A 21,610-nucleotide genomic window follows, 5' to 3' on the forward strand; every position below is an offset into this window, starting at 1 on the left:
GCCGCTATCCCCCAGCCCGGGTTTCAAGACGCCGTACAAGCGTTGCGGGAACGCTGGTTTCGCGAAGTTGCCCCAGAACCCTGTCCTTATCGGCCTGCGGCATGGCATCGCTGGCCTCTACCTGCGCCATCAACTGAGCGCGTTTTTCGTCTGAAAGCTCGACCATGTCCGGATCAGGATCAGCACTGGCTTCAACCCGCAGCGGGCGTACCCTCACACCCGAACCGAGCAAGGGTGTGCGGCCAACCACGACTTCGCGACCGGCCAGCCCCTCCCCTCGCAACAAAACCTCGTCACCTTGCCGGCGGATCAGCTGAACCGGCAGGGGCTCCAGCCGGTCATCCGGTCCCAGCACCAGCACACTGCTCGACGCGTCCAGCACCGACGAAGGCAGTCGCACTACGTTGTCCAACGCCTTCTCTTCCACTGAAACGGTAACAAAATCTCCTGGCTTGAAGCCCGGCGCTTCCTCCAGGCGCGCATAAATCAGACGTCCGGTCTGCCCTTCACCAGCCGAACCACTGTCACGGCTGATTCGACCCTTGGTTACCAAATCAGTACCGGTCACTTCCAACGAAACGGTAACCGGCGCGGGGATCAGATCGCCCTCATCGTCCAACAATCGCACGAACTGCGCGGTTGAAACCCGGAAGGCGACCTCAAGCGCACTTGGATCGACCAGCTCTGCCAGCTTTTCATTGGCCGAAACAAGCCGCCCTTCGACAAGAGTTACACCGGTCAAAGTACCGGCAAAGCGCGCGTGAATGGTCATGTCATCCAGATCGCGCTCGGCCCCGTCCAGCGCGATCCGAGCACGGGCAAGAAGTGTAGTCGCCTGATCAACGCGCGACTCCGCCTGCGCCAAATTGATACGACTGGACAATACAGCTTGCTGAGCAGAGGTTGCGGCCAGTTCAGCCTCTTCAACACTGGCTGCGGCTCCGACACCGCGCGATTGCAAGTCGCGCTGGCGCTGCAGGGCACGTTCCCGCAGCTCAGCCTGTGCTTCAGCAGATTTCAACTCGTCCTGAGCCAAAAGCAACGAGCGTTCGGCGTCACGTTCTTCAAATTGTGCGTCCAGCAAATCAGACTTAGCGCGATCCAGCGCCGACTGCATATCCGCCGGATCGAGTTCGACCAGCAATTCGCCGGCCGAGACCGTACCCCCATCTTCAAAATCCTCGGCCAAAGACACGACGCGTCCGCCCAAGGCGGCGCGCAGCTCCAGCCTGCGCCGACTTTGGATCTGACCAAAAGCCTCAAGGTAGGGTGTAACCGTTTCAGGTTCAGCAGTTTGAACCACGACAGCAAAAACTCGTTCTCGCGCATCAGGTTGCTGAGTGTCACGCGTTAATACATCCTGCACCGCTCCGACGATCATTTGAGCGGCCACGAGCAACAATCCCAGTGTCATAAACGCCAGGAAAACGCCTACTAGGCTCTGTCGCAGAAATCGCATCGATCACTTACTCCGGTCGCAAAACGCTGGCTTGCTCAAATGGTAGCCGGGTGGCAAAAAATGCCAAGCCACAAAGCGGTTATGATGCGTTAAACGCTGGAACAGTCTACTTCCGTCGCAGATGTTCGTCCAATCGGGGCATTATTTCCACAAAATTGCAGGGGCGATGACGGTAATCAAACTGTTTTTCAAGGATTGCGTCCCACGCGTCTTTACAAGCGCCGGGGCTGCCGGGAAGAGCAAACAGATAGGTCCCTCCGGCCACGCCGCCCGTGGCGCGGGATTGCACGGCCGAAGTACCGATCTTTTCCATCGACACGATGGTGAAAACGGTTCCAAAGGCTTCGATTTCTTTTTCATAGACGTCTCTGTGCGCTTCTACCGTCACGTCGCGGCCGGTCAGACCGGTCCCGCCGGTGGAAATCACCACGTCAATATCCGGGTCCGCGATCCAAAGGCGCAGCTGAGCCGCAATTTCCGTGCGTTCATCCTGAATGATCTGACGATCCGCCAGCACATGCCCCGCACGCTCAATCCGGTCCGCCAGCGTCTGGCCCGAGCGATCATCCTCAATCGACCTTGTGTCCGATACAGTCAGAACGGCAATCCGGACGGGTATGAAGTCCATGGTTTCATCAATACGCGACATGTGGCATCAGGCCCTTTCCATGATGGCAAGCCGGATCGCCAAAGCGGTGAAAATACCGCCGGAGACCCAACCGATTATACGTGACGCACGGGGGTTTGAGATCAGCGCTTTACCCGCACCCCCGGCAAAGACACCGGCCAGCCCGTTCACTACCAAACCACCCAGCGAAATGACGGCTCCGAAAATCAGAAACTGTAACAGGATCGAACCCTGTGTCGGATCGACAAATTGCGGGATGAAGGCCAGAACAAACAGGATGACCTTGGGGTTGGTCAGGTTCACCACAAATCCATCGCGGAAGGCGAACCGGCTTGGCCTGGCCTGACCATCAGCCGACACTGCACCGTTCCGGATTGCGCCCCACGCCAGATACAGCAGGTAAACGACTCCCAACCAGCGAATGACATCAAACAACCATGGCATTGTGGAAACCGCCGCACCCAAGCCAAGCCCGGCCAACAGGACATGCACAAGCGAACCGACTGCTATACCGGCACTGGCCAACAGAGCAGGTCTGGCCCCGGACTTCAGCCCTTGCCCGACACAGAACATCATGTCCGCCCCGGGAGTTAAGTTCAGGACAACGGTGGCCGGCACAAAGGCCAGCAACGTTACAGTTTCGATCATAGGTCGACCTTAAACCAATTTATTGTCGGCCCCAGATTGGTCACCTGTGTACGCCCGATCATACCGCTGTAGCCCCAGCTGTCGTGAATATGGCCGCAGAAAGCGTAAAGCGGCTGTATCCGCTCAACTGCATTCCTCACCGCGACGGAACCTACGGATAAGCCCTGTGATGTCGTATCGCCATACCCTTTGGGCGGTGAATGGGCGATCAGAATGTCTGCAGCATCACAACGTTCTAACATCTCAGCAGCCTCTGACTCGGTCAGGTCACAGGACCAATCTCCGAATGGCGTAACCGGTACACCATAACCCAATCCGAACAGGCGCAGCCCATCCACTGTCATGCCCGAGCCATGCAGGACATGCACCCCTTCGGGTGCGGCCTCGGTCAGCTCACCAGCGCTTTCGGCATTGCCGGGCACCAACACCAACGGAGCCGAAATGCCTGAGAGCATGATCATCGCCTCGTCCAGACCCTGACGCATGTTGCAATAATCCCCGGCTCCGATCACCAGATCCGCTTCGACACTTGCGGCGACCAGATCCGCAGCCCGGTTGCGTGCCATGTGCAGGTCTGAAAAAGCCAAAATCCTCATGCGATGGTCTCCAACCTTGCTTTCAGCTCCAGAAGATCGGCCCACGCCTGCCGCTTCATCTGCGGTTGGCGCAGCAGATAGGCAGGGTGGAACATTGGGATCACTGGCAGGTTCAAGGCCTGATCCCATTGCCCGCGCAGACGCGTTATTCCACGTTTGCCCAGAACAGCCTGACAGCTGATATTTCCCATCACCACCAGAACTTCGGGCTTTGCCAGCGCAATGTGCCGTTCCAGAAACGGTTTCATCATCCCGATCTCTTCAGGTTTGGGATCACGATTCTGAGGGGGCCGCCAGGGCAAGACATTGGTGATATAGACATTTTGACCGCGATCCAGATCAATCGCTGCCAGCATCCGGTCCAAAAGCTGACCGGCACGGCCGACAAATGGCTTTCCTTCACGATCCTCGTCGCGGCCGGGTGCCTCGCCAATGATCATCACCCGGGCACCCGGCGTGCCGTCAGCGAAAACCAGTTGCCGCGCGCCGCGTTTCAACTCGCAGAGATCGAACGCGTCCAGTGCATCGCGCAACTCAGGCAATGATCCCGCTGATTTCGCAACCTGCTGGGCAAGCGCCGCAGAATCAACTTTTTTGGGTTTGGGAGGCGCCGCGGCTGCGACCGTCGGCTTTTTAACCTTCGGTGCGGTGTCCGGAAGCGCGTATCGATCAATCGGAACGTCTCCGATCGCATCGGTCACGCCCAGTTCGACCTGCCATTCCAGCAGGGCCCGCGCTGTGTGATAGTCCAAACCCGATTCCATACGATCAATTTACTCGCCTGACGGCTGAGGGGAAGCGAATAGACCTTGCCATGTCGCTCGGTCGCACCGACGATGAGCATATTCATGTTGTTGGCCTTGCGAATCCTTTTAATCGGACTGCTGCTTGCTGTGACAAACAGCGGGCCAGTTGTGGCCCATTTCCATAACAAAAACGGACAATGCCCAGCGGGTCAGCTGCAATGCGGCAGAAACTGCTGCCCTGCCGGTCAGAGATGCAGTTTTGACGGCCGATGCATCCCTTTGGGTCATACTTATTGTGGCGGTGGTCGGACGTGCGGACCGTTTGAGCGCTGCGTGGCAGGCGGCACACGTTGTGCACCCGCGGGAGCGAACAAGTGCACCTCGCGCCTTGACTGCCCTGGCGGCAGTTTCTGCAATGGGCGCGGTGAATGTGAACAGCAAACGCCCGAGTTCAACACGGCACCACCCATCAGATGCGAAGGTGGCCTGACCTGCGCGTCGGGATCATCGTGCCTGCCGGGTGGTGGATGTTCGCGCCCCGGCTGGTTTTTCTGCGAAAAAACCGGATCACAATGCCGCCCGGGGTTTAAGTGCTCGCGAAACCAGGGCTGCGTTCCGATCAAGGCCATCGACTGCGGATATGGCAAATGGTGCAAACCCGGTGAGCAGTGCCTGCCCGAAGGCGGTTGCGAGAAACTGCCCGAGGGAACCGAACCTTAGGTTGCCTCGACGCGCTGTCCTTTCTATAAGCGGCCCGATTGTCAGACAGGAGCCCGCCCCATGCGTTTCGCCCATCGTCACCTTCTTGGCATCGAGCGTCTGTCGCAATCCGATATTACCGCCATTCTTGATCTGGCAGAGAAATACGTCGATCTGAACCGGCAGGCGGCTAAACACTCGGATGTGCTGGCAGGCTTAACCCAGATCAACATGTTCTTCGAGAATTCGACACGCACGCAGGCGAGCTTTGAAATTGCAGGCAAGCGGCTTGGCGCAGATGTGATGAACATGGCGATGCAGGCGAGTTCAATCAAAAAGGGCGAAACGCTGATCGACACCGCGATGACGCTGAATGCGATGCATCCCGATCTGCTTGTAGTCCGGCACCCCCATTCCGGCGCGGTGGACCTGCTGGCGCAAAAGGTGAATTGCGCGGTGCTAAATGCCGGCGACGGGCGCCACGAGCACCCAACGCAGGCGCTGCTGGACGCGCTGACCATCCGCCGGGCTAAGGGGCGCTTGCACCGGCTGAACATCGCAATATGCGGAGACGTCGCGCATTCCCGCGTTGCCCGGTCGAACCTGATCCTGTTGGGCAAGATGGAGAACCGCATCCGCCTGATCGGTCCGCCAACGCTGGTGCCATCGCAATTCGCCGAATTCGGGGCCGAGATCTACGACGACATGAACGAGGGCTTGAAGGACGTCGACGTCGTCATGATGCTGCGCCTTCAGAAAGAGCGGATGGATGGCGGCTTTATCCCCTCCGAGCGTGAGTACTACCACCGCTATGGTCTGGACGCCGCCAAGCTGGCGCTGGCCAAACCGGATGCCATCGTCATGCACCCCGGCCCGATGAACCGTGGCGTCGAGATCGATGGCACGCTAGCCGATGACATCAACCGATCTGTCATTCAGGAACAGGTTGAAATGGGCGTCGCCGTCCGCATGGCCGCAATGGAATTGCTGGCCCGCAACCAACGCGAGGCCGCATGAGCGATCTGACCATCGCCCCCCATGAACGCGGCGTATTGCGCCTGTTCGCACTGGACATGCGTCCGGAAGAAGCAAAATTCCTGCGCGAACCCGGCGCTGTTGACCAAGTGCTGGGCGTTGCAGGGCTGGACCCTGAACAGATTGACATTTTCCCGGTCTCCGACCTCGAAGATCTCGGCTTGTACGGCTATCTCAACGACGGCTGCGGCGTATCCAAGGATCAATTGGATCGCACTGTATTGGAGGCCATTAAAGGGTGGGTCTTGGTCCTGCGCAGCGCTGCCTTTGGCGGGCGCGCGGCCACGTTGATACCCGACCGCCGGGTGCGCCTGATCGGCCTGTACACCGAAGAAGCAACGAATTGGACCGGCGGCGTTATTCAAGCTGAAAGCGCCAAACCGTTTTCGGCGCCACAGGCCATACCAGAGAACAATAAACCGCGCCGCTTGGGTTCGGCCACCCTGGCCCTAGTGATCCTTTTGGCCATAGGAGGCGCCCTGTGGCTGATCCTGTAATTTTCGCCGCCGACAAAAGCGCCTATGTACGCACCAATGCGTGGCTCGCCGCTGTGGCCATGGCGGGGGCGATGATCGTGCTCTGGCTGATCGGAAATCCCTACGTTTGGACAGGTGCGCCCGCAGGTCTTGCCGCCATTGGTATTCGCGCCTGGTATCTAGCCTCCGAAGAGTTGGTTGCCACTTGGGAGATGACCGACACCACCCTCAGCGGCCCCGGTGCGCGTAAAGTACCACTGAACCAGATCGAGGCGGTCAAGATCATCGGCAGTTTTGTCCAGATTGTCACCAAAAGTGGCGACAAACACCTGATCAAGTATCAGGCGGACCCGGCCGCCACCAAAGCCGCAATCGAAAGGGCTATGGCATGAACAATTTTATCTTCACCAACGCCCGCCTGATCGACCCAGAAACCGGCACCGACAACATTGGTTGGCTTAAAGTTGAGGCGGGCCGCATTGTGGCGTGCGGAGACGGGAATGATGTGGCTACAGACGCGCCGGTTGTCGATTGCGGTGGCCACTGCCTCGCTCCTGGCATTGTCGACATCGGTGTCAAGGTCTGCGAGCCCGGTGAGCGGCATAAGGAAAGCTACAAATCGGCTGGCCTCGCCGCCGCAGCTGGCGGTGTAACCACCATCGTCACGCGGCCGGACACCAGCCCGGCAACCGACACGCCGGAAAGCCTGGAATTTGTCACCCGCCGCGCACAAGCTGACACGCCGGTCAATGTCTTGCCCATGGCCGCGTTGACCAAAGGTCGTGAGGGGCGCGAGATGACCGAGATCGGATTCCTGCAGGACGCAGGAGCGGTAGCCTTCACCGATTGCGATCATGTCGTTGCCAACACCAAGGTGTTTTTTCGCGCTCTGACGTATGCCCGCTCCTGCGGGGCCTTGGTCATCGCACACCCGCAAGAGCCCGGACTTAGCAACGGCGCCGCCGCAACCAGCGGTAAATTCGCCGCCTTGCGCGGATTACCCGCAGTTTCGCCGATGGCCGAGCGGATGGGGCTGGACCGAGATATCGCACTGCTGGAGATGACAGGCGCCGCCTATCACGCAGACCAGATCACCACTGCCCGTGCCTTACCCGCGCTGGAACGGGCCAAGCGGAATGGGTTGGACATTACCGCGGGCACATCGATCCACCATCTGACTTTAAATGAACTGGATGTTGCGGACTATCGCACCTTCTTCAAGGTCAAGCCGCCGTTGCGGTCCGAGGACGACCGGCAGGCTGTTATCGAAGCGGTACGCAGCGGGTTGATCGACACGATCAGTTCTATGCACACACCGCAGGACGAAGAAAGCAAACGCCTGCCATTTGAAGAGGCTGCCTCGGGTGCTGTAGCACTTGAGACGCTGTTGCCAGCGGCCTTGCGGCTCTACCACGCAGGACACTTGGATTTACCGGCGCTGTTCCGCGCAATGGCGCTGAACCCCGCAAAACGGCTTGGCCTGGAAACTGGCCGATTGTCCAAGGGTGCGCCTGCCGATCTGGTGTTGTTTGATCCTGACGTACCCTTTGTTCTGGACCGTTTCACGCTGAAATCGAAGTCGCAGAATACGCCGTTTGACGGCCAGCGGATGCAAGGTAAGGTCACCGCAACCTATGTCGCTGGCAAAGAAGTATACCGGAGAGCATGATGCCCTTACTCGACAGCACCACTGAACAGCTGATCCTGTGGGCCGCTTTCGGCTATCTGATGGGCTCGATCCCATTCGGGATGATCATCGCACGGATCATGGGGCTGGGTAACCTAAGAAACATCGGGTCCGGCAATATCGGTGCGACGAATGTGCTGCGCACGGGTAACAAAGGCGCGGCCGCGCTGACGCTGATTTGTGACGCAGCCAAGGGCGCGGCGGCGGTCCTGCTGGCCCGTACCTTTGCCGGAGAAGACGCCGCACAGATCGCTGCTTTGACCGCATTTCTGGGCCATTGCTTTCCGATCTGGTTGGGTTTCAAGGGCGGCAAAGGAGTCGCAACCTTTTTGGGTCTGTGGTTGGCATTGGACTGGCGCGTCGGCGTTACCTGCTGCTTGACCTGGCTGGCTGCAGCTGCGATCTGGCGAATATCGTCCGTGGGCGCGCTGGCGGCGGCGGCACTGTCAACAACCTGGGTCATGGTGCTTACGAACGGATCGACATTTGTTCTTGGTCTTCTCCTGACCGCTTTGGTTTATTGGCGGCACAGCGCAAATCTGGCCCGGATCAAGGCCGGAACAGAGCCCAAGATCGGCAATTCGTGACGGCATCAGACCGGTTTCTAAGCGCCTTTTTTACCTTGCCGCAGGGAACATTCACCGGGCATGCCGGATCTCGGCGATATATCGCAACGCGTACGTCTCAGGTGGACGGCAGGTCGCACAAACTGGTGGCGCACGAGTTGGGCGGTTCGGACTATATCAGCCTCAACCTGTATCTGACTCAGAGCGGCAGGGCCTTACTGCGGCCCTGTGAAATGTCTGCTGAAAAGGTTGTCGACTTTGTGATGGCCTTACAGACCGACGTGCGGAAATGAACACCGGATATTCACTGCCGCACATTCACAATTGATTGCTTTGAACGTGAACGGGTCGCTGCCCAATTGGGGATTTGTGATCGCCAATTACCGGCGGCGCAGAAAACAAATCCGGGCCGCCCGGGCAAAATTCAGTTGCTTTCAAGCGGCCCTGTTCACGAAAGGTGAAGTCATGAACAAGATCAAATCCATCCTCGGTGGCGTGGCGCTGTCCGTCGCAATCGCAAGCTCGGCTCTGGCCGCTGGTGTTGAACTCAACACCTCAACCACTGGTCTGGCGTTGCAGGGCTATGACCCTGTTGCCTATTTTACCGAAGGCTCGCCGACCAAAGGCGACTGGCAAATCACCTCGATCCACGACGACGCAATGTACCGTTTTGCCAACGAGGAAAACAAAGCCGCGTTTGAAGAAAACCCCGAAGCTTACCTGCCTGCATACGGCGGATACTGTGCATTTGGCGCCGCGATGGGCTTTAAGTTTGACGGCGATCCGAACTACTGGAAGATCGTCGACAACAAGCTGTATCTGAACCTGTCCGAGGGCATTCAGAAACGCTGGGAAGGCGACATCCCGGGCTTTATCGAGCAGGCCAGCACAAACTGGGAAACCATCGCCGAAAAAACACCTGCGGAACTGCAACAGCAATAATCCGCTGAATAATTCCAGTAGGTCGGCGGCGGATCGTATCCGCCGCCGTCTATCATTTGAAGACATGAGGCCCGGGACCTATCTGTACTGCCAGATAAGGATCCAATTGCAATGGGCCAGCGTCGCCAAAGTAACGGGTCACGCACATACGGGTCGGAATACAAAAAAATCAGTGATCTGGTCTCAGGGCCAGACCGTATGCCTAAACACAAGGCTGTCGCCGGATTGGCGCCGCAGCCGATTTTAGATCGGAAGGAAAACAAGATGACAGGAAAATTGGCTCTGGCCACGGTTGTCGCAACTTTGACGGCCGGTTCGGCAATGGCACAATCGTCTGATAATTGGACCGGCTTTTACGGCGGTGCGCAAATCGGATATGCGGATATCGACACCAACATCTCTGGTGTTGATGGCGATGATGTGATCGGCGGTATCATTCTGGGTTACGATTATGACCTGGGCGATTGGGTTGTCGGCGGTGGCTTCGACTATGATTGGACCGATGTTGATCTGTCTGGCGCGGCCACTGTCGAAAATGTATGGCGCCTCAAAGCGCGCGCCGGCTATAAGATCAATCCGCAAGGTCTGCTGTACGGAACGGCCGGCTATGCCGATGCAGATACTGATACACTGGGCAGTGACGATGGCTGGTTCATCGGTGCTGGCTATGAGCAATTCGTAGCACCAAATGTCAGCATCGCCGGGGAGATTCTGTACCACGAATTCGACAATTTCAATTCCACTGGAGTGGATGTAGACGCAACCACATTCCAGATTCGGGCAGCATACCGTTTCTAACTGAAATAGACGGCCCCGGCGCAGGCCGCCGGGGCCGTATCAGTCATGGTTCGAGGATCGTGCTGCCAGTGGTCTGACGTGCCTCAAGAGCGCGATGCGCGTCTGCAACCTGTTCCAGCGGGAATGTCTGTTCGACATGAATCTTGACTTCGCGCCCGTCCACCTTGCCGAACAGGCGCCGGGCCATAGCCTGACAGACGCTGGGGTCGGAAATATGCGTAAACAGGGTCGGCCGCGTCAGCCTGAGCGAACCTTTTTGCGCTAAAACCCCGATATCCAGCGGCGGCACCGGACCCGAGGCATTACCGAACGAAATCATCATGCCGAGGGGTTTCAGACAATCCAGCGAGCCCTGAAACGTGTCAGCTCCGACCGAGTCCATCACTGCGTCAACGCCCTTGCCGCCAGTAATCTCGGCCACGCGCTCGACAAAGTTCTCTGTTCGGTAATTGATGCAATGCGAGGCACCGTTGAATTGGGCCTGACTGCACTTTTCGTCCGTTCCGGCGGTGCCGATCAGAGTGATGCCTTCGGATTTGGCCCATTGGCAGGCAATTAGGCCCACGCCACCTGCCGCAGCGTGAAACAGAACCGTATCGCCGCGCTTCAGGGGTGTCGTGCGGTGAAACAGGTATTCGACGGTCATCCCTTTCAGCATCATCGCAGCAGCCGTTCGAAAGGAAATGCTTTCAGGCAATGGACAAACCTGCGCGGCCGGCATTACGCGAGCCTGCGAATAAGCGCCCGGCGGTGCAGCGGCATAAGCTGCGCGCTGGCCCGGCACCAGATGCGTGACGCCTTCGCCGACGGCTTCGATCACACCGGCAGCCTCCATCCCCAACGCATGGGGCAAGTCCATCGCATACAGGCCGCTGCGTTGATAAACATCAATGAAATTCAGCCCGCAAGCGTAATGCCGAATACGCACTTCGCCCGGTCCTGGATCGCCAACCATACGGTCTTCGACCTGCAAGACCTCAGGACCGCCGGTTTCATGGATAACTACGGTTCTCGCCGTTTGCTGCATCATGCTCTCCCTTCTGGCTCGAGGCAAAGCTAACACGCCTGCACGACAGAGCAATGCACTCGGTCACGCATCAATGAGCAGACAAATAACGGAAATTGTGCTACGGTTGTTTCAGGCGTTGCCGGATCATCCGGTCACGGACAATTCGTATGCCGGATGCATCCCGCTTCGTACCCAAATCCGGGAAGGGGATGATGATGGACAAGACGATCGGTAATCCTATCAGCTGGGTCGCACGCCATCTCGGCGCGACCAGCGATCATGTGGCCGAAAGCGTATCCACCATTGGCAGTTCGGACACGCAACAGCTACCGATGGTGCAAACATTGACCATGCAGGATTTGCGTGCCTGTTTGCAGGCCGGGTATCAGGATTTCCTCGAGACCCGTGCCGATGCGATTTTCATCGTGCTGATCTATCCGATTGCCGGTCTGTTGATGTTCGGTATCGGGATGAATATGGACATGGTCCCCTTGCTGGCTCCACTGATCGCCGGGTTTGCCCTGGTCGGTCCTGTCGCCGCCGTAGGGCTATATGAAATCAGCCGAAAGCGGGAACAGGGAGGCGCAGTCCATTGGCTGGACGCGTTCGGCGTCTTTCAGTCTCCGTCCTTCGGCGCAATTCTGGCGCTTGGGTTCTACCTTGTCATGCTGCTGCTGGTCTGGCTGCTGGTCGCGCAGGGCGTCTATGTTATGACACTTGGCCCCGAGTCTCCGGCCTCGCTCAGCGCATTTGCCGCAGATGTCTTCACCACCGGTGCGGGATGGACCATGATCATTGTCGGAACGGCTATCGGATTTTTGTTTGCCCTGGTCGCATTGGCCATCAGCGTCGTCAGTTTTCCCCTGCTTCTGGACAGAAAGGTGGGACTACCGGTGGCAGTGGTTACCTCGGTGCGCGTTCTGCGGCACAATCCCGGAGTCATCCTGACATGGGGTTTCATCGTCGCCGCGCTGCTGGCGCTGGGCGCAATCCCGATGTTGCTGGGGCTGATCGTTGTCATGCCTGTGCTTGGACACGCAACTTGGCATCTGTATCGTCGGGCTGTCGCCTGACTTTGGACGGCGCGCGAGATCAGCTCGCGCGCAATCTCATTAACCCGCAACTTTCAGGACAATCTTTCCGATATGGCCCGAGCTTTCCATACGCGCATGGGCGGCAGCGGCGTCAGCCAGGTCAAACTCGCTATCCATGACCGGCGCAACCTTTCCGGCTTCAAGCAGAGGCCAGACGGCCTCGCGCAGGTCCTGCGCAATTTTCGCCTTGGCCAGATCGCTTTGCGGGCGCAGCGTGCTGCCGGTCAGGGTCAGGCGTTTGACCATCATCAGGGCAAAGTTCAGCTCGACCACCGGGCCTTGCAAAAAGGCAATCTGTACAAGACGCCCATCTTCAGCCAAGGCTTTGACGTTACGGGGGATATAGTCGCCACCAACCATGTCCAGGATCAGGTTGGCACCGCCTTCAGCCCGCATGGCGGCCACAAAATCTTCATCACGATAGTTGATGGCCTTTTCGGCCCCAAGATCAACACAGGCCGCGCATTTCTCATCCGATCCGGCAGTGGCAAAGACGCGGGCGCCAAAAGCACTTGCCAGCTGAATGGCCGTGGTACCAATCCCGCTGGAACCTCCATGGACAAGAAACCTCTCGCCCGCTTTCAGACCACCACGGGTGAAGACATTGGACCAGACGGTGAAAAAGGTTTCCGGCAGACACGCGGCCCCTTTCATGCCCATTCCGGCAGGAACCGGCAGACAGTGAGCGGCAGGCGTTGCGACATATTCTGCATAACCGCCGCCCGGGAGCAAAGCGCAAACCAGATCGCCAACCGATATGCCTTCGACCCCAGAGCCGACAGCAACCACTTCACCTGACGCCTCGAGCCCCGGCAATTCGCTCGCACCCGGAGGTGGGTTGTAAGCCCCGGCGCGTTGCAGGGCATCCGGGCGGTTCACACCGGCATATGCGACCTTCAGGACAACCTGACCGTTTCCGGGCTCTGGCACAGGCCGCTCGGCCAACTGCAATACGTCCGGACCACCCGGCGTAGTGATTTCAACGGCGCGCATCATCTGGGTCATTGGCAGGTCTCCTTTGTCCGTTGCCTAGCAGGCATCGGTTCAAAGGCCCAGCCGCATTTTCAGGTCATTTTCTGGGGGTGAGCGATCCCGGCAAGCCCGCACCAGTCTTGGCCGGCGCTTTGACCTGACCCGCCAGCCAGTTGGGAGCGGCAAGAAACGGTTTCAGCAGTGGATTGCTGTTAACCTGCGCCTTGAACTTTTCAAACTGCATAACGCCTTCGATGCGCCGGTCCAGAAACTCCCACGTGGCCTGCTGATCAGCGCTGTCGTCCCCCAGCCAATACAACAGGGTCGAGGAATACACGCCGGACAGCGTGGCACGTTTCGTGTACCAGTTCACATCGTCCGACGTGTCGCCCAGCGCGTTCCAGATAAGATCACACGTTCCCCAGACTGCTTTTGCCCCATCAGCCGCATACATCGGCAGTGCAAACAGCGTCACGCCGCGGCGCACGGCCTCTTTGTCCTGAACAGCCTGCAAGCGGAAGCGGACCGCAGCGGCGATCTTGTCGCGGAATTTCAAACCGCTCAGATCCTCGGATTCGATTCGCTCCAGCATCATCGCGTCACCGCGCGCGTGAAAGGCGAGCGCCAAGTCTACAGCGCCACGCGGGCAGATGGCGCGCGCCAACCCGTCGTCCAGACCACTGTCGGCAATCGCCTCGCGAAAACTGGTTTCGGACCAACCGTCAAACGGCACATGGTCCAGCATGGCATTCAACAACTGCTGTTTCGCATCTTCATAGGTCACGGTCATGACGGTTCTCCGGTTCTCGGGCCCAGTACTAGACAAGTTAGGAGCGCTTTGCTATACGGCCAATTCCTGCAATTTCCTTGCAACTCTATCTAGAAAGGTGGTGACAACCACATGCAGGTTAGTGTTCGCGACAATAACGTCGATCAGGCGCTTCGTGCCCTGAAGAAAAAGCTGCAGCGCGAAGGCGTGTTCCGTGAAATGAAGCTGAAGCAACATTTCGAGAAACCGTCCGAGAAAAAAGCGCGCGAGAAAGCTGAAGCGATCCGCCGTGCCCGTAAACTGGCACGTAAGAAAGCACAGCGCGAAGGTTTGCTCTAATAGCTGCCTGACTCGTCCAGCTTTGGATGACACTATTTGACGACCCCCGAGGCATCGCCCGGGGGTTTGTCGTTTCTGGGTAAGTCAGAATTTGCCGGTTATCCGGATATGTAACGCGGCAACCTGCCGATCGCAGGCCCACCGGTTTGGTCGGCGTATTACAGCACAGCGAATCCCCGTCCAGTTGCATTCCGTCGCCGAAATACGCCTGGCGCTTCCACCCCTCTGTTCAGTGTTTGGTGTTGCTCGGTAACTGATGCCGTCCACTCAGACATAACAATATACGGAGGCAAAACATGTCTACAGCAAGCACGGTCGAGCAGGAAATGCTCGCGCTGATCAACCAAGAGCGCACGTCCCGCGGGCTAAACCCTTTGCAACTTGAGACGCAACTGAACGACTCGTCCGAAGATCACAGCATGTGGATGCTGGATACCGACAGGTTCAGCCACACCGGATCGGGCGGATCTTCCGCAACACAGCGCATGGAAGCGGCCGGGTTCGATTTCTCGGGCAATTGGCGGTCGGGTGAGAATATTGCCTGGCAATCCGAACGCGGCGCACCCGGCATCAGCGATGATGTCGCGCAATTGCACCAAAACCTGATGAACAGCCCCGGCCACCGCGCCAACATTCTGAACCCCGAATTCAAGTATATTGGCATTGGTATCGAGACCGGTGACATGCAGGGATTCGATGCCGTGATGGTCACGCAAAACTTTGCCAAGACCGACGCGGCCGTTCTGTTGGACAACGGGTCGCCCCAATCACCGCAACCCCCTACCGACGAAGACGTGGCACAGCCCGTAGACCCAGAAACCGAGGTACCCGATCCGGACGTTACCGCCCCCGTGACACCCGTGGATGAGACCCCAGCACCGGACGTTACGGATAGTGAGGAGCCGGGAACGGACACAGATGAGCCCGTTGCCGAAGTGGAAACTCCAGACGATGAAGATCCTGAAGTAGAAACCCCGGTCGCGGAAACTGATGATCCGGAAGTCGACGAAGAAACTCCCGGAGAAGAGGTTGTCGATGTGGAAACACCCGACGATGAAACTCCCGAAGTGGAAACTCCGGTCGCGGAAACCGACGATCCGGACGTCGATGTAGAAACACCTGGTGACGACGTGGCCGAAGTGGAAACACCCGACACGGCGACACCCGATGCAGACTGCTTTGATGTTCAGGCCTTCCTGAATGAGATTCAGGAGTTCGTGGAGTTCCTGCAGGCCAGCCTTGATCAGTTCGATTGGGACAATCCCTATCAGCCCGAACCCGAGGCGGACGATTTTGAACTGGTGACTGACACCGGAGCAGATGACGAGGACATCACCACCGTCTCAGACGAAGTCGATATGACCCCGGATGATTTCTGTGGTTTCGTCTATTTTCAGACGACGTGCATGATGGATGTCGCCTAACCAATATTGTGCGGGGGCTTGTTTGCCCCCGCACATCCGATTCCGGACCTCAATAAATCTTAGGTACGTACAACTCGTCGGGCAGAATGCGGCGTTCATATTCCGGGTTGTAACGACGATCTGGCAAATTGACCTTGTCCTGGGGAACGTCATCGTAGGGGATTTTAGTCAACAGGTGTTCGATACAATTCAAACGCTCGCGTTTCTTGTCATTTCCCTCGACGATATACCAAGGTGCCTCGGGGATGTTGGTGCGGAAGAACATATCCTCTTTGGCTTTTGTGTAAGCTTCCCAGCGGATGCGCGATTCCAGATCCATGGGTGACAGTTTCCATTGCTTCATCGGGTCATGGATGCGCATGAGGAATCGCAACTGCTGTTCTTCGTCCGTAATCGAGAACCAGTATTTCAACAAAATGATCCCCGAACGGACCAGCATGCGTTCGAATTCGGGAACGTCCTGAAAGAACTGTTCAACCTGGTCTTCGTTGGCGAAGCCCATCACACGCTCGACCCCGGCGCGGTTGTACCAGGAACGGTCGAAAAACACGATTTCACCGGCCGCAGGCAGGTGCGGAACATAACGCTGGAAATACCACTGGCTCTGCTCACGACGGCTGGGTGCTGGCAATGCAACCACGCGGGCCACCCGAGGATTCAAGCGCTGCGTGATCCTCTTGATCACGCCGCCCTTGCCCGCGCTATCGCGCCCTTCAAACAGGATGCACACCTTGGCACCGGTGTGCTGAACCCAATCCTGAACCTTGATCAATTCGGCTTGCAAACGCAGTAGATTACGAAAATAGACTTTGCGATCCAGCATATTCGGATGCTGATCTTTGTAGATCTTGCGGACCTCCATCGACAGCATCGGCTCGCTGAATTCGATTTCGAAATCTTCGTCCAGCGTATCTTCCAGCTCGGCTTCCAGCCAATCTTTCGGGGCGTCATTCACGTAGTGTGCCAAGGTCTGCTCCTTATCTTTCTTCGGGCTCGCACCGTATCCGGGCGGTGTAACCGGCAGATGTCACCGTGCCCGCAGATGGTGCCTGAATCCCGGACTGCCATCTGACAAATATATATGCTGCAAAACCTGAATGTGACCCGGTCCGGCGTGGGATACAAGCGGCGGAATTGACGCAAGGCCACATCTTGCGTCCTAAAACAGGCGCTTGCAATTGCGCTCGCTACTCCTGCATCTATGCCCGGGCAAACAGGAGGTCATTGTGGCATTCTTTTTCTCATTGCTGCCAACAATTTGGCCGTGGCTGATCCTGATCGTCGCTCAAGTCGCCGCGTTGACCAGAAACCGCGCCCTCACCGCAGGGTTGGTCAGTGTCTTTGCCATGATGGCGCTGACCACAGGCTTGACCTCCGGCGTGGCCGTTTTGATCGTCGGTCTTGGGCTTTTGGGCGCGGCCTACATTCCAAGGCTGCATGGCACTGCAGCGTTCATCGGACATATTGCGCTGATTGTCTGGAGCGTCATTCTGGGTGCGCACCTGCTGCCAGGGGTTCATAATCTTTTGGTTCTGGATCAGGTTCAGGCAGGACCGGGTAGCGCGCCATTCACGCTGTATTTCAATCTGGACAAACCGATGGTCTTTTTCGCGGTGCTGCTGGCGTGGCCCGTTATGTTGACCCATAGCACGTCTATCAGAGTTTGGCCGCTTGTGGCTGGCTTGATCTTATTGCCCTCCCTGTTGCTATTGGGCGTGGTGTCAGGGGCGGTGCGTCCCGAATTCAGCCTGCCACACTGGTGGTTGGTCTTCGCTGTATCGAACTTGTTCCTGACCTGCCTCGCGGAAGAAGCTTTCTTCCGCGGCTACTTACAATCTGTGATTAGCGGGCGGCTGGGGCCGTCGGCCGGATTGGTCGTGACCAGTGTTTTGTTCGGCGCAGCCCATATGGGCGGTGGCCTTGTCCTAATGGGGTATGCCGCTCTGCTTGGGTTGGCATGCGGGTTGGGGTATCTCGCAACAGGTCGCTTGTGGGTGCCAGTCCTGATGCATTTCGCGTTCAATTTCCTGCATCTGACTCTGTTCACTTATCCCGGCCCGGCCTGAATAGGCTCAAACCGGAAGAGCCGTTGTTTTGAATACGGTACGCAGAGCAAACGAACTTTGCATCTGTGCCACGCCCGGCAGGCGCGACAGGTATTGCCGATGTATACGGGCGAAATCCTCGGTATTTTCAGCGACAACCTTCAGGATGTAATCCGCTGTGCCCGCCATCAGGTGGCATTCCAATACGTCCGGGATGCGAGCCACGGCCTTTTCAAAGGCATCCAGCACCTCTTCGGCTTGGCCTTGCAATGTGATCTCGACGAAAACCGTGGTCGGAACGTTCATCTTCCGGGCGTCCAGCAAGGCGACATAGTCCTTGATATAGCCATCCGCCTCGAGCCGTTGCACGCGCCGATGACAGGCTGACGGGGACAGATTCACCTGATCGGACAGTTCTGCATTCGACAACCGCCCCTTGCGCTGAAGGGCCGCCAGAATCTTTCGATCAGTTGCATCAATACTCATCTGCGCACATCCGTTGCGTGTGAATTGGAATTTGTCGAATATTCTCCCACTAAATCACGCTTTGGCAAGCAGGGTTTCACAGAAATTGCGCCGCGGAATGCCCATAATTTAGGCAGTTTATGTACGGAGAGACACATGAAAATCGGTTGCCCCAAGGAAATCAAACCTCAGGAGTTCCGTGTCGGCATGACGCCGAATGCCGCGCAAGAAGCCGTTGCGCGTGGTCACGAGGTCATTATCGAGACCGGGGCCGGCATGGGGTCTGGCTTTGACAATGACTCTTATATTGCTGCCGGCGCCCGTATCGTAGATACGGCTGACGAGGTTTTTGCTACGGCAGACATGATCGTCAAGGTCAAGGAACCGCAAGCCGTCGAGCGTAAGATGCTGCGCGAAGACCAGCTGCTGTTCACCTATCTGCACCTGGCGCCCGATCCGGATCAGACTCACGACCTGTTGGAATCCGGTTGCACGGCGATTGCTTACGAAACCGTCACGGACGCCAATGGCGGGCTACCACTTCTGGCACCTATGTCCGAAGTGGCTGGCCGTCTGGCACCACAGGTCGGATCGTGGACACTTCAAAAGGCCAACGGCGGGCGCGGTGTTCTGATGGGTGGCGTTCCAGGCGTCGGACCAGCCAAAGTTGTTGTGATCGGCGGAGGTGTTGTCGGTACTCATGCGGCGAAGATCGCGGCGGGCATGGGTGCAGACGTCACTGTGCTGGACCGTTCACTGCCCCGACTGCGTTATCTGGATGATGTGTTTGGCGGACAGTTCAAGAATCAGTACTCGACCGCAGGTGCCACAGCCGAACTGATCCGTGACGCGGACATGGTCATCGGCGCGGTCCTGATCCCCGGTGCGGCTGCACCCAAGCTGGTCACGCGCGAACAGCTATCTACCATGAAACCCGGTGCGGTTCTGGTAGACGTCGCCATCGATCAGGGCGGTTGCTTTGAAACCTCCAAGGCGACCACGCATGCTGATCCGATCTACGAAGTCGACGGCATCATGCACTACTGCGTGGCAAATATGCCAGGCGCCGTAGCACGCACATCGACCATTGCACTTGGCAACGCGACGATGCCTTTCCTGCTGGCTCTTGCCGATAAGGGCTGGAAACAGGCTTGTCAGGACGATCCGCACCTTTTGGCCGGGCTGAACGTCCACGCAGGCCAATTGACCTACTATGCTGTTGGTAAGGCCCTGGGAATCGACGTTGTTTCGCCGGCCGTAGTCATCAAGTCTTAAAACTTCTCGGCTCTCAAAGCGCCGTTTTAAGCGAGTATAGCGCAGAGTTGGGCCCCGCGCCGCGCAAATAGCGAGGTGCGGGGCTTCCCTTCAGACTCAAAAAAAAGGCGCCGCGCGATTTGCGCGGCGCCAGACCCAACCGGAGAAGGGCATTTCCTTTGCCCGCTCGGGGGGCGGGAGCTATCAGCCCTTTCTCTGGATCTCGACAGAATGGGGATAGGGAATGGATATGCCGTTGGCGTCAAAGGCTTCTTTCACTGCCTTTGTCAGTTCGAACTTCAAATCCCAATAGTCGTCTGCGACGCACCACAAACGAGCCGTCAGATCTACCGAGCTGTCACCCAGATTGGTGACCCTCACCCAAGGCTCGGGATCACTCATGATGCGCTCCTCCGCCTTGGCGACGTCCAGGATGATCTGCATCGCCTGATCTGCGCTGTCCCCGTAATCAATACCAAACACCAGATCGACCCGGCGCGTTTCATGCGCCGAATAGTTGGTGATGATCGATCCCCAAGATTGGCCGTTCGGCACAATGATCTGCACGTTGTCCGGAGTGACCAGTTCAGTTGTGAACAGGTTCAGGTCTTTGACCGTCCCGGCGGTGCCACCAATATCGACATATTGTCCCAGCTTATAAGGGCGGAACACAACCAGCATGACACCGGCAGCCAGATCACTCAGCGTACCTTGCAGGGCGAGACCGATGGCCAGCGAAGCCGCACCAAGGATCGCCACGATACTGGTTGCCTGGATCCCAAAAATGCCAAGAACCGCGACAAACACGATCGCCAGTAGTACCCACTTGACCAAACTGGCGACAAAATTGCCCAGAGTGGGATCAATATGCGGCGTCGCATTAATCCGGCGGCGCAACATCCCACTGATCGCACCGGCCACAATCCAACCCAGCACCAGAACGATCAACGCTTTGACTGCGCTAATAATCAGTGGGCTATACGCACCCACCTGCGTTACAACGTCTTCCACGAACGTCTCCTCTGCACCAAAAGCAAACCCGCGCTTTTAGCGCGGGGATCAAGGTATTTTGAGCCAAATTTTCGACCGGGTCTAGGTGCGTGTTTCCTCACTTTTCCCCCTCTTGTTCTTCAGTAAACAGCAGCTGACCGGCCATGCACACTCCCGGACCTGACAACATGGTCCGAACTTGGCAGAGTGGCGAACATCAGACCGATCAAGGAGCCCCACATGCTGGATACCACCTCGTTTCCGATCATGGCCAAATGGCCGCCCCAGTCACCTGATCGGATTCAACTTTACTCCTATCCCACACCCAACGGCGTCAAAGCCTCGATCATGCTGGAAGAAACCGGCCTGCCCTATGAACCCCACCTGGTGACTCTGGCGGATGCAGATGTCAAAAGCCCCGAATTTCTGTCACTGAATCCCAACAACAAAATCCCGGCGATTATTGACCCGAATGGCCCTGATGGAGCTCCGTTGACGCTGTTCGAAAGCGGGGCGATCTTGCTGTATCTCGCCGAAAAGTCCGGCAAGTTTCTTGGCCGGTCCAAATCTGACAAATACCGCGTAACCCAATGGCTGATGTTTCAGATGGGTGGCGTTGGTCCGATGTTCGGTCAGCTGGGTTATTTTCACAAATTCGCCGGCAGCGAAATTGAAGATCCCCGCCCTCGCGACCGATATGTTGCCGAGGCGAAACGTCTGCTGAATGTCCTGAACACGCAACTGGACGGGCAGGAATGGATCATCGGGGATTACTCGATTGCCGATATCGCAATCGCACCTTGGCTGCGCGGGCTGGACTACTACGATGCGAAAGACTTGCTGGGATGGGACAACTATCCACATGTCGCAGCGTATCTCGGGCGCTTTCTCGAGCGCCCTGCCGTGCAAAGGGGCCTTTCGATCCCGGCGCGAGATTGAACGGCAAAGCAAAGTAGTGGATGCAGGCAC

At 57.5% G+C, this 21,610-nt stretch carries 25 protein-coding genes; 14 read left to right on the top strand and 11 right to left on the bottom strand.

Annotation, left to right across the window (positions count from 1 at the left end; translation table 11 throughout):
* Positions 1-4 precede the first annotated feature (4 nt).
* The 5 genes from AC2TDA_RS19040 to AC2TDA_RS19060 form a co-directional block, all read right to left on the bottom strand.
* Positions 5-1,459: an efflux RND transporter periplasmic adaptor subunit gene (locus AC2TDA_RS19040; RefSeq protein WP_480880318.1), complete on the bottom strand. Its 1,455-nt coding sequence runs from the start codon at positions 1,457-1,459 to the stop codon at positions 5-7.
* A 106-nt stretch (positions 1,460-1,565) separates the two neighbouring features.
* Positions 1,566-2,108, bottom strand: coding sequence for a molybdenum cofactor biosynthesis protein B (gene moaB, locus AC2TDA_RS19045; RefSeq protein ID WP_480880320.1), 543 nt, complete (start codon positions 2,106-2,108; stop codon positions 1,566-1,568).
* Positions 2,109-2,114: 6 nt separating this feature from the next.
* A complete protein-coding gene (locus AC2TDA_RS19050; protein ID WP_480880322.1) occupies positions 2,115-2,735 on the bottom strand; it encodes a LysE family translocator in 621 nt (206 codons plus the stop codon).
* Positions 2,732-3,331 carry a metallophosphoesterase family protein gene (locus AC2TDA_RS19055; RefSeq protein ID WP_480880323.1) on the bottom strand — a complete coding sequence of 200 codons (600 nt, stop codon included), beginning with the start codon at positions 3,329-3,331 and terminating at the stop codon, positions 2,732-2,734. The genes AC2TDA_RS19050 and AC2TDA_RS19055 overlap by 4 nt, the downstream gene beginning before the upstream one ends.
* Positions 3,328-4,095, bottom strand: a complete 768-nt coding sequence (locus AC2TDA_RS19060) for a uracil-DNA glycosylase (RefSeq protein ID WP_480848776.1) — start codon at positions 4,093-4,095, stop codon at positions 3,328-3,330. Before AC2TDA_RS19060 ends, AC2TDA_RS19055 begins: the two co-directional genes overlap by 4 nt.
* Positions 4,096-4,857: 762 nt before the next feature.
* Between AC2TDA_RS19060 and AC2TDA_RS19065 the strand changes: the two genes are divergently transcribed.
* The 8 genes from AC2TDA_RS19065 (at position 4,858) to AC2TDA_RS19100 (ending at position 10,280) form a co-directional block, all read left to right on the top strand.
* Entirely contained in the window at positions 4,858-5,793 is a 936-nt protein-coding gene (locus AC2TDA_RS19065) for an aspartate carbamoyltransferase catalytic subunit (protein ID WP_480848775.1), read from the top strand.
* Positions 5,790-6,308: a hypothetical protein gene (locus AC2TDA_RS19070; protein ID WP_480880325.1), complete on the top strand. Its 519-nt coding sequence runs from the start codon at positions 5,790-5,792 to the stop codon at positions 6,306-6,308. Before AC2TDA_RS19065 ends, AC2TDA_RS19070 begins: the two co-directional genes overlap by 4 nt.
* Positions 6,293-6,679, top strand: coding sequence for a hypothetical protein (locus AC2TDA_RS19075; RefSeq protein WP_480880327.1), 387 nt, complete (start codon positions 6,293-6,295; stop codon positions 6,677-6,679). Before AC2TDA_RS19070 ends, AC2TDA_RS19075 begins: the two co-directional genes overlap by 16 nt.
* Positions 6,676-7,956 (top strand): dihydroorotase, encoded by a 1,281-nt coding sequence (pyrC, locus tag AC2TDA_RS19080; protein ID WP_480880329.1) that lies wholly within the window; start codon positions 6,676-6,678, stop codon positions 7,954-7,956. The genes AC2TDA_RS19075 and pyrC overlap by 4 nt, the downstream gene beginning before the upstream one ends.
* Complete coding sequence (gene plsY, locus AC2TDA_RS19085) at positions 7,956-8,561, top strand: glycerol-3-phosphate 1-O-acyltransferase PlsY (protein ID WP_480848769.1); 606 nt, start codon at positions 7,956-7,958, stop codon at positions 8,559-8,561. Before pyrC ends, plsY begins: the two co-directional genes overlap by 1 nt.
* Positions 8,558-8,833, top strand: a complete 276-nt coding sequence (locus tag AC2TDA_RS19090; RefSeq protein WP_480880331.1) for a hypothetical protein — start codon at positions 8,558-8,560, stop codon at positions 8,831-8,833. The genes plsY and AC2TDA_RS19090 overlap by 4 nt, the downstream gene beginning before the upstream one ends.
* Positions 8,834-9,005: 172 nt before the next feature.
* Positions 9,006-9,482 (top strand): YHS domain-containing (seleno)protein, encoded by a 477-nt coding sequence (locus tag AC2TDA_RS19095; RefSeq protein ID WP_480848765.1) that lies wholly within the window; start codon positions 9,006-9,008, stop codon positions 9,480-9,482.
* A gap of 264 nt (positions 9,483-9,746) precedes the next feature.
* Positions 9,747-10,280, top strand: a complete 534-nt coding sequence (locus AC2TDA_RS19100) for an outer membrane protein (protein WP_480880332.1) — start codon at positions 9,747-9,749, stop codon at positions 10,278-10,280.
* A 43-nt stretch (positions 10,281-10,323) separates the two neighbouring features.
* Here the strand turns inward: AC2TDA_RS19100 and AC2TDA_RS19105 are convergent, their stop codons facing one another.
* Positions 10,324-11,307 (bottom strand): quinone oxidoreductase family protein, encoded by a 984-nt coding sequence (locus AC2TDA_RS19105; protein ID WP_480880360.1) that lies wholly within the window; start codon positions 11,305-11,307, stop codon positions 10,324-10,326.
* Between the two features lie 149 nt (positions 11,308-11,456).
* On the opposite strand from AC2TDA_RS19105, the gene AC2TDA_RS19110 reads away from it, so the two are divergent.
* Positions 11,457-12,362 carry a DUF2189 domain-containing protein gene (locus tag AC2TDA_RS19110; RefSeq protein ID WP_480880334.1) on the top strand — a complete coding sequence of 302 codons (906 nt, stop codon included), beginning with the start codon at positions 11,457-11,459 and terminating at the stop codon, positions 12,360-12,362.
* Positions 12,363-12,401: 39 nt separating this feature from the next.
* On the opposite strand, the gene AC2TDA_RS19115 is transcribed toward AC2TDA_RS19110, so the two are convergent.
* Both AC2TDA_RS19115 and AC2TDA_RS19120 read right to left on the bottom strand, forming a co-directional pair.
* Positions 12,402-13,388 (bottom strand): NAD(P)H-quinone oxidoreductase, encoded by a 987-nt coding sequence (locus AC2TDA_RS19115; protein ID WP_480848762.1) that lies wholly within the window; start codon positions 13,386-13,388, stop codon positions 12,402-12,404.
* 64 nt (positions 13,389-13,452) lie between these two features.
* A complete protein-coding gene (locus tag AC2TDA_RS19120) occupies positions 13,453-14,145 on the bottom strand; it encodes a COQ9 family protein (RefSeq protein ID WP_480880336.1) in 693 nt (230 codons plus the stop codon).
* A gap of 111 nt (positions 14,146-14,256) precedes the next feature.
* On the opposite strand from AC2TDA_RS19120, the gene rpsU reads away from it, so the two are divergent.
* The gene (rpsU, locus tag AC2TDA_RS19125) at positions 14,257-14,463 is read left to right on the top strand and encodes a 30S ribosomal protein S21 (RefSeq protein ID WP_005614280.1); all 207 of its coding nucleotides are present in this window, start codon (positions 14,257-14,259) and stop codon (positions 14,461-14,463) included.
* A gap of 296 nt (positions 14,464-14,759) precedes the next feature.
* Positions 14,760-15,887: a CAP domain-containing protein gene (locus AC2TDA_RS19130; RefSeq protein ID WP_480880338.1), complete on the top strand. Its 1,128-nt coding sequence runs from the start codon at positions 14,760-14,762 to the stop codon at positions 15,885-15,887.
* Between the two features lie 49 nt (positions 15,888-15,936).
* Here AC2TDA_RS19130 and ppk2 read toward each other — a convergent pair whose 3' ends face one another.
* Positions 15,937-16,854: a polyphosphate kinase 2 gene (gene ppk2 / locus AC2TDA_RS19135; RefSeq protein ID WP_480848758.1), complete on the bottom strand. Its 918-nt coding sequence runs from the start codon at positions 16,852-16,854 to the stop codon at positions 15,937-15,939.
* A 259-nt stretch (positions 16,855-17,113) separates the two neighbouring features.
* On the opposite strand from ppk2, the gene AC2TDA_RS19140 reads away from it, so the two are divergent.
* On the top strand, positions 17,114-17,953 hold the full coding sequence (locus tag AC2TDA_RS19140; protein WP_480880339.1) for a CPBP family intramembrane glutamic endopeptidase: 840 nt from the start codon (positions 17,114-17,116) through the stop codon (positions 17,951-17,953).
* A gap of 6 nt (positions 17,954-17,959) precedes the next feature.
* On the opposite strand, the gene AC2TDA_RS19145 is transcribed toward AC2TDA_RS19140, so the two are convergent.
* Positions 17,960-18,418 carry an Lrp/AsnC family transcriptional regulator gene (locus AC2TDA_RS19145; protein ID WP_480848755.1) on the bottom strand — a complete coding sequence of 153 codons (459 nt, stop codon included), beginning with the start codon at positions 18,416-18,418 and terminating at the stop codon, positions 17,960-17,962.
* Between the two features lie 135 nt (positions 18,419-18,553).
* On the opposite strand from AC2TDA_RS19145, the gene ald reads away from it, so the two are divergent.
* Positions 18,554-19,672 (top strand): alanine dehydrogenase, encoded by a 1,119-nt coding sequence (gene ald, locus AC2TDA_RS19150; RefSeq protein ID WP_480848754.1) that lies wholly within the window; start codon positions 18,554-18,556, stop codon positions 19,670-19,672.
* Between the two features lie 183 nt (positions 19,673-19,855).
* On the opposite strand, the gene AC2TDA_RS19155 is transcribed toward ald, so the two are convergent.
* Positions 19,856-20,662 (bottom strand): mechanosensitive ion channel family protein, encoded by an 807-nt coding sequence (locus AC2TDA_RS19155; RefSeq protein ID WP_480848752.1) that lies wholly within the window; start codon positions 20,660-20,662, stop codon positions 19,856-19,858.
* Between the two features lie 219 nt (positions 20,663-20,881).
* Between AC2TDA_RS19155 and AC2TDA_RS19160 the strand changes: the two genes are divergently transcribed.
* Complete coding sequence (locus tag AC2TDA_RS19160; protein WP_480880340.1) at positions 20,882-21,580, top strand: glutathione S-transferase family protein; 699 nt, start codon at positions 20,882-20,884, stop codon at positions 21,578-21,580.
* Positions 21,581-21,610 lie beyond the last annotated feature (30 nt).

It is taken from the genome of Ruegeria sp. HKCCD6426 (genome assembly GCF_057221115.1).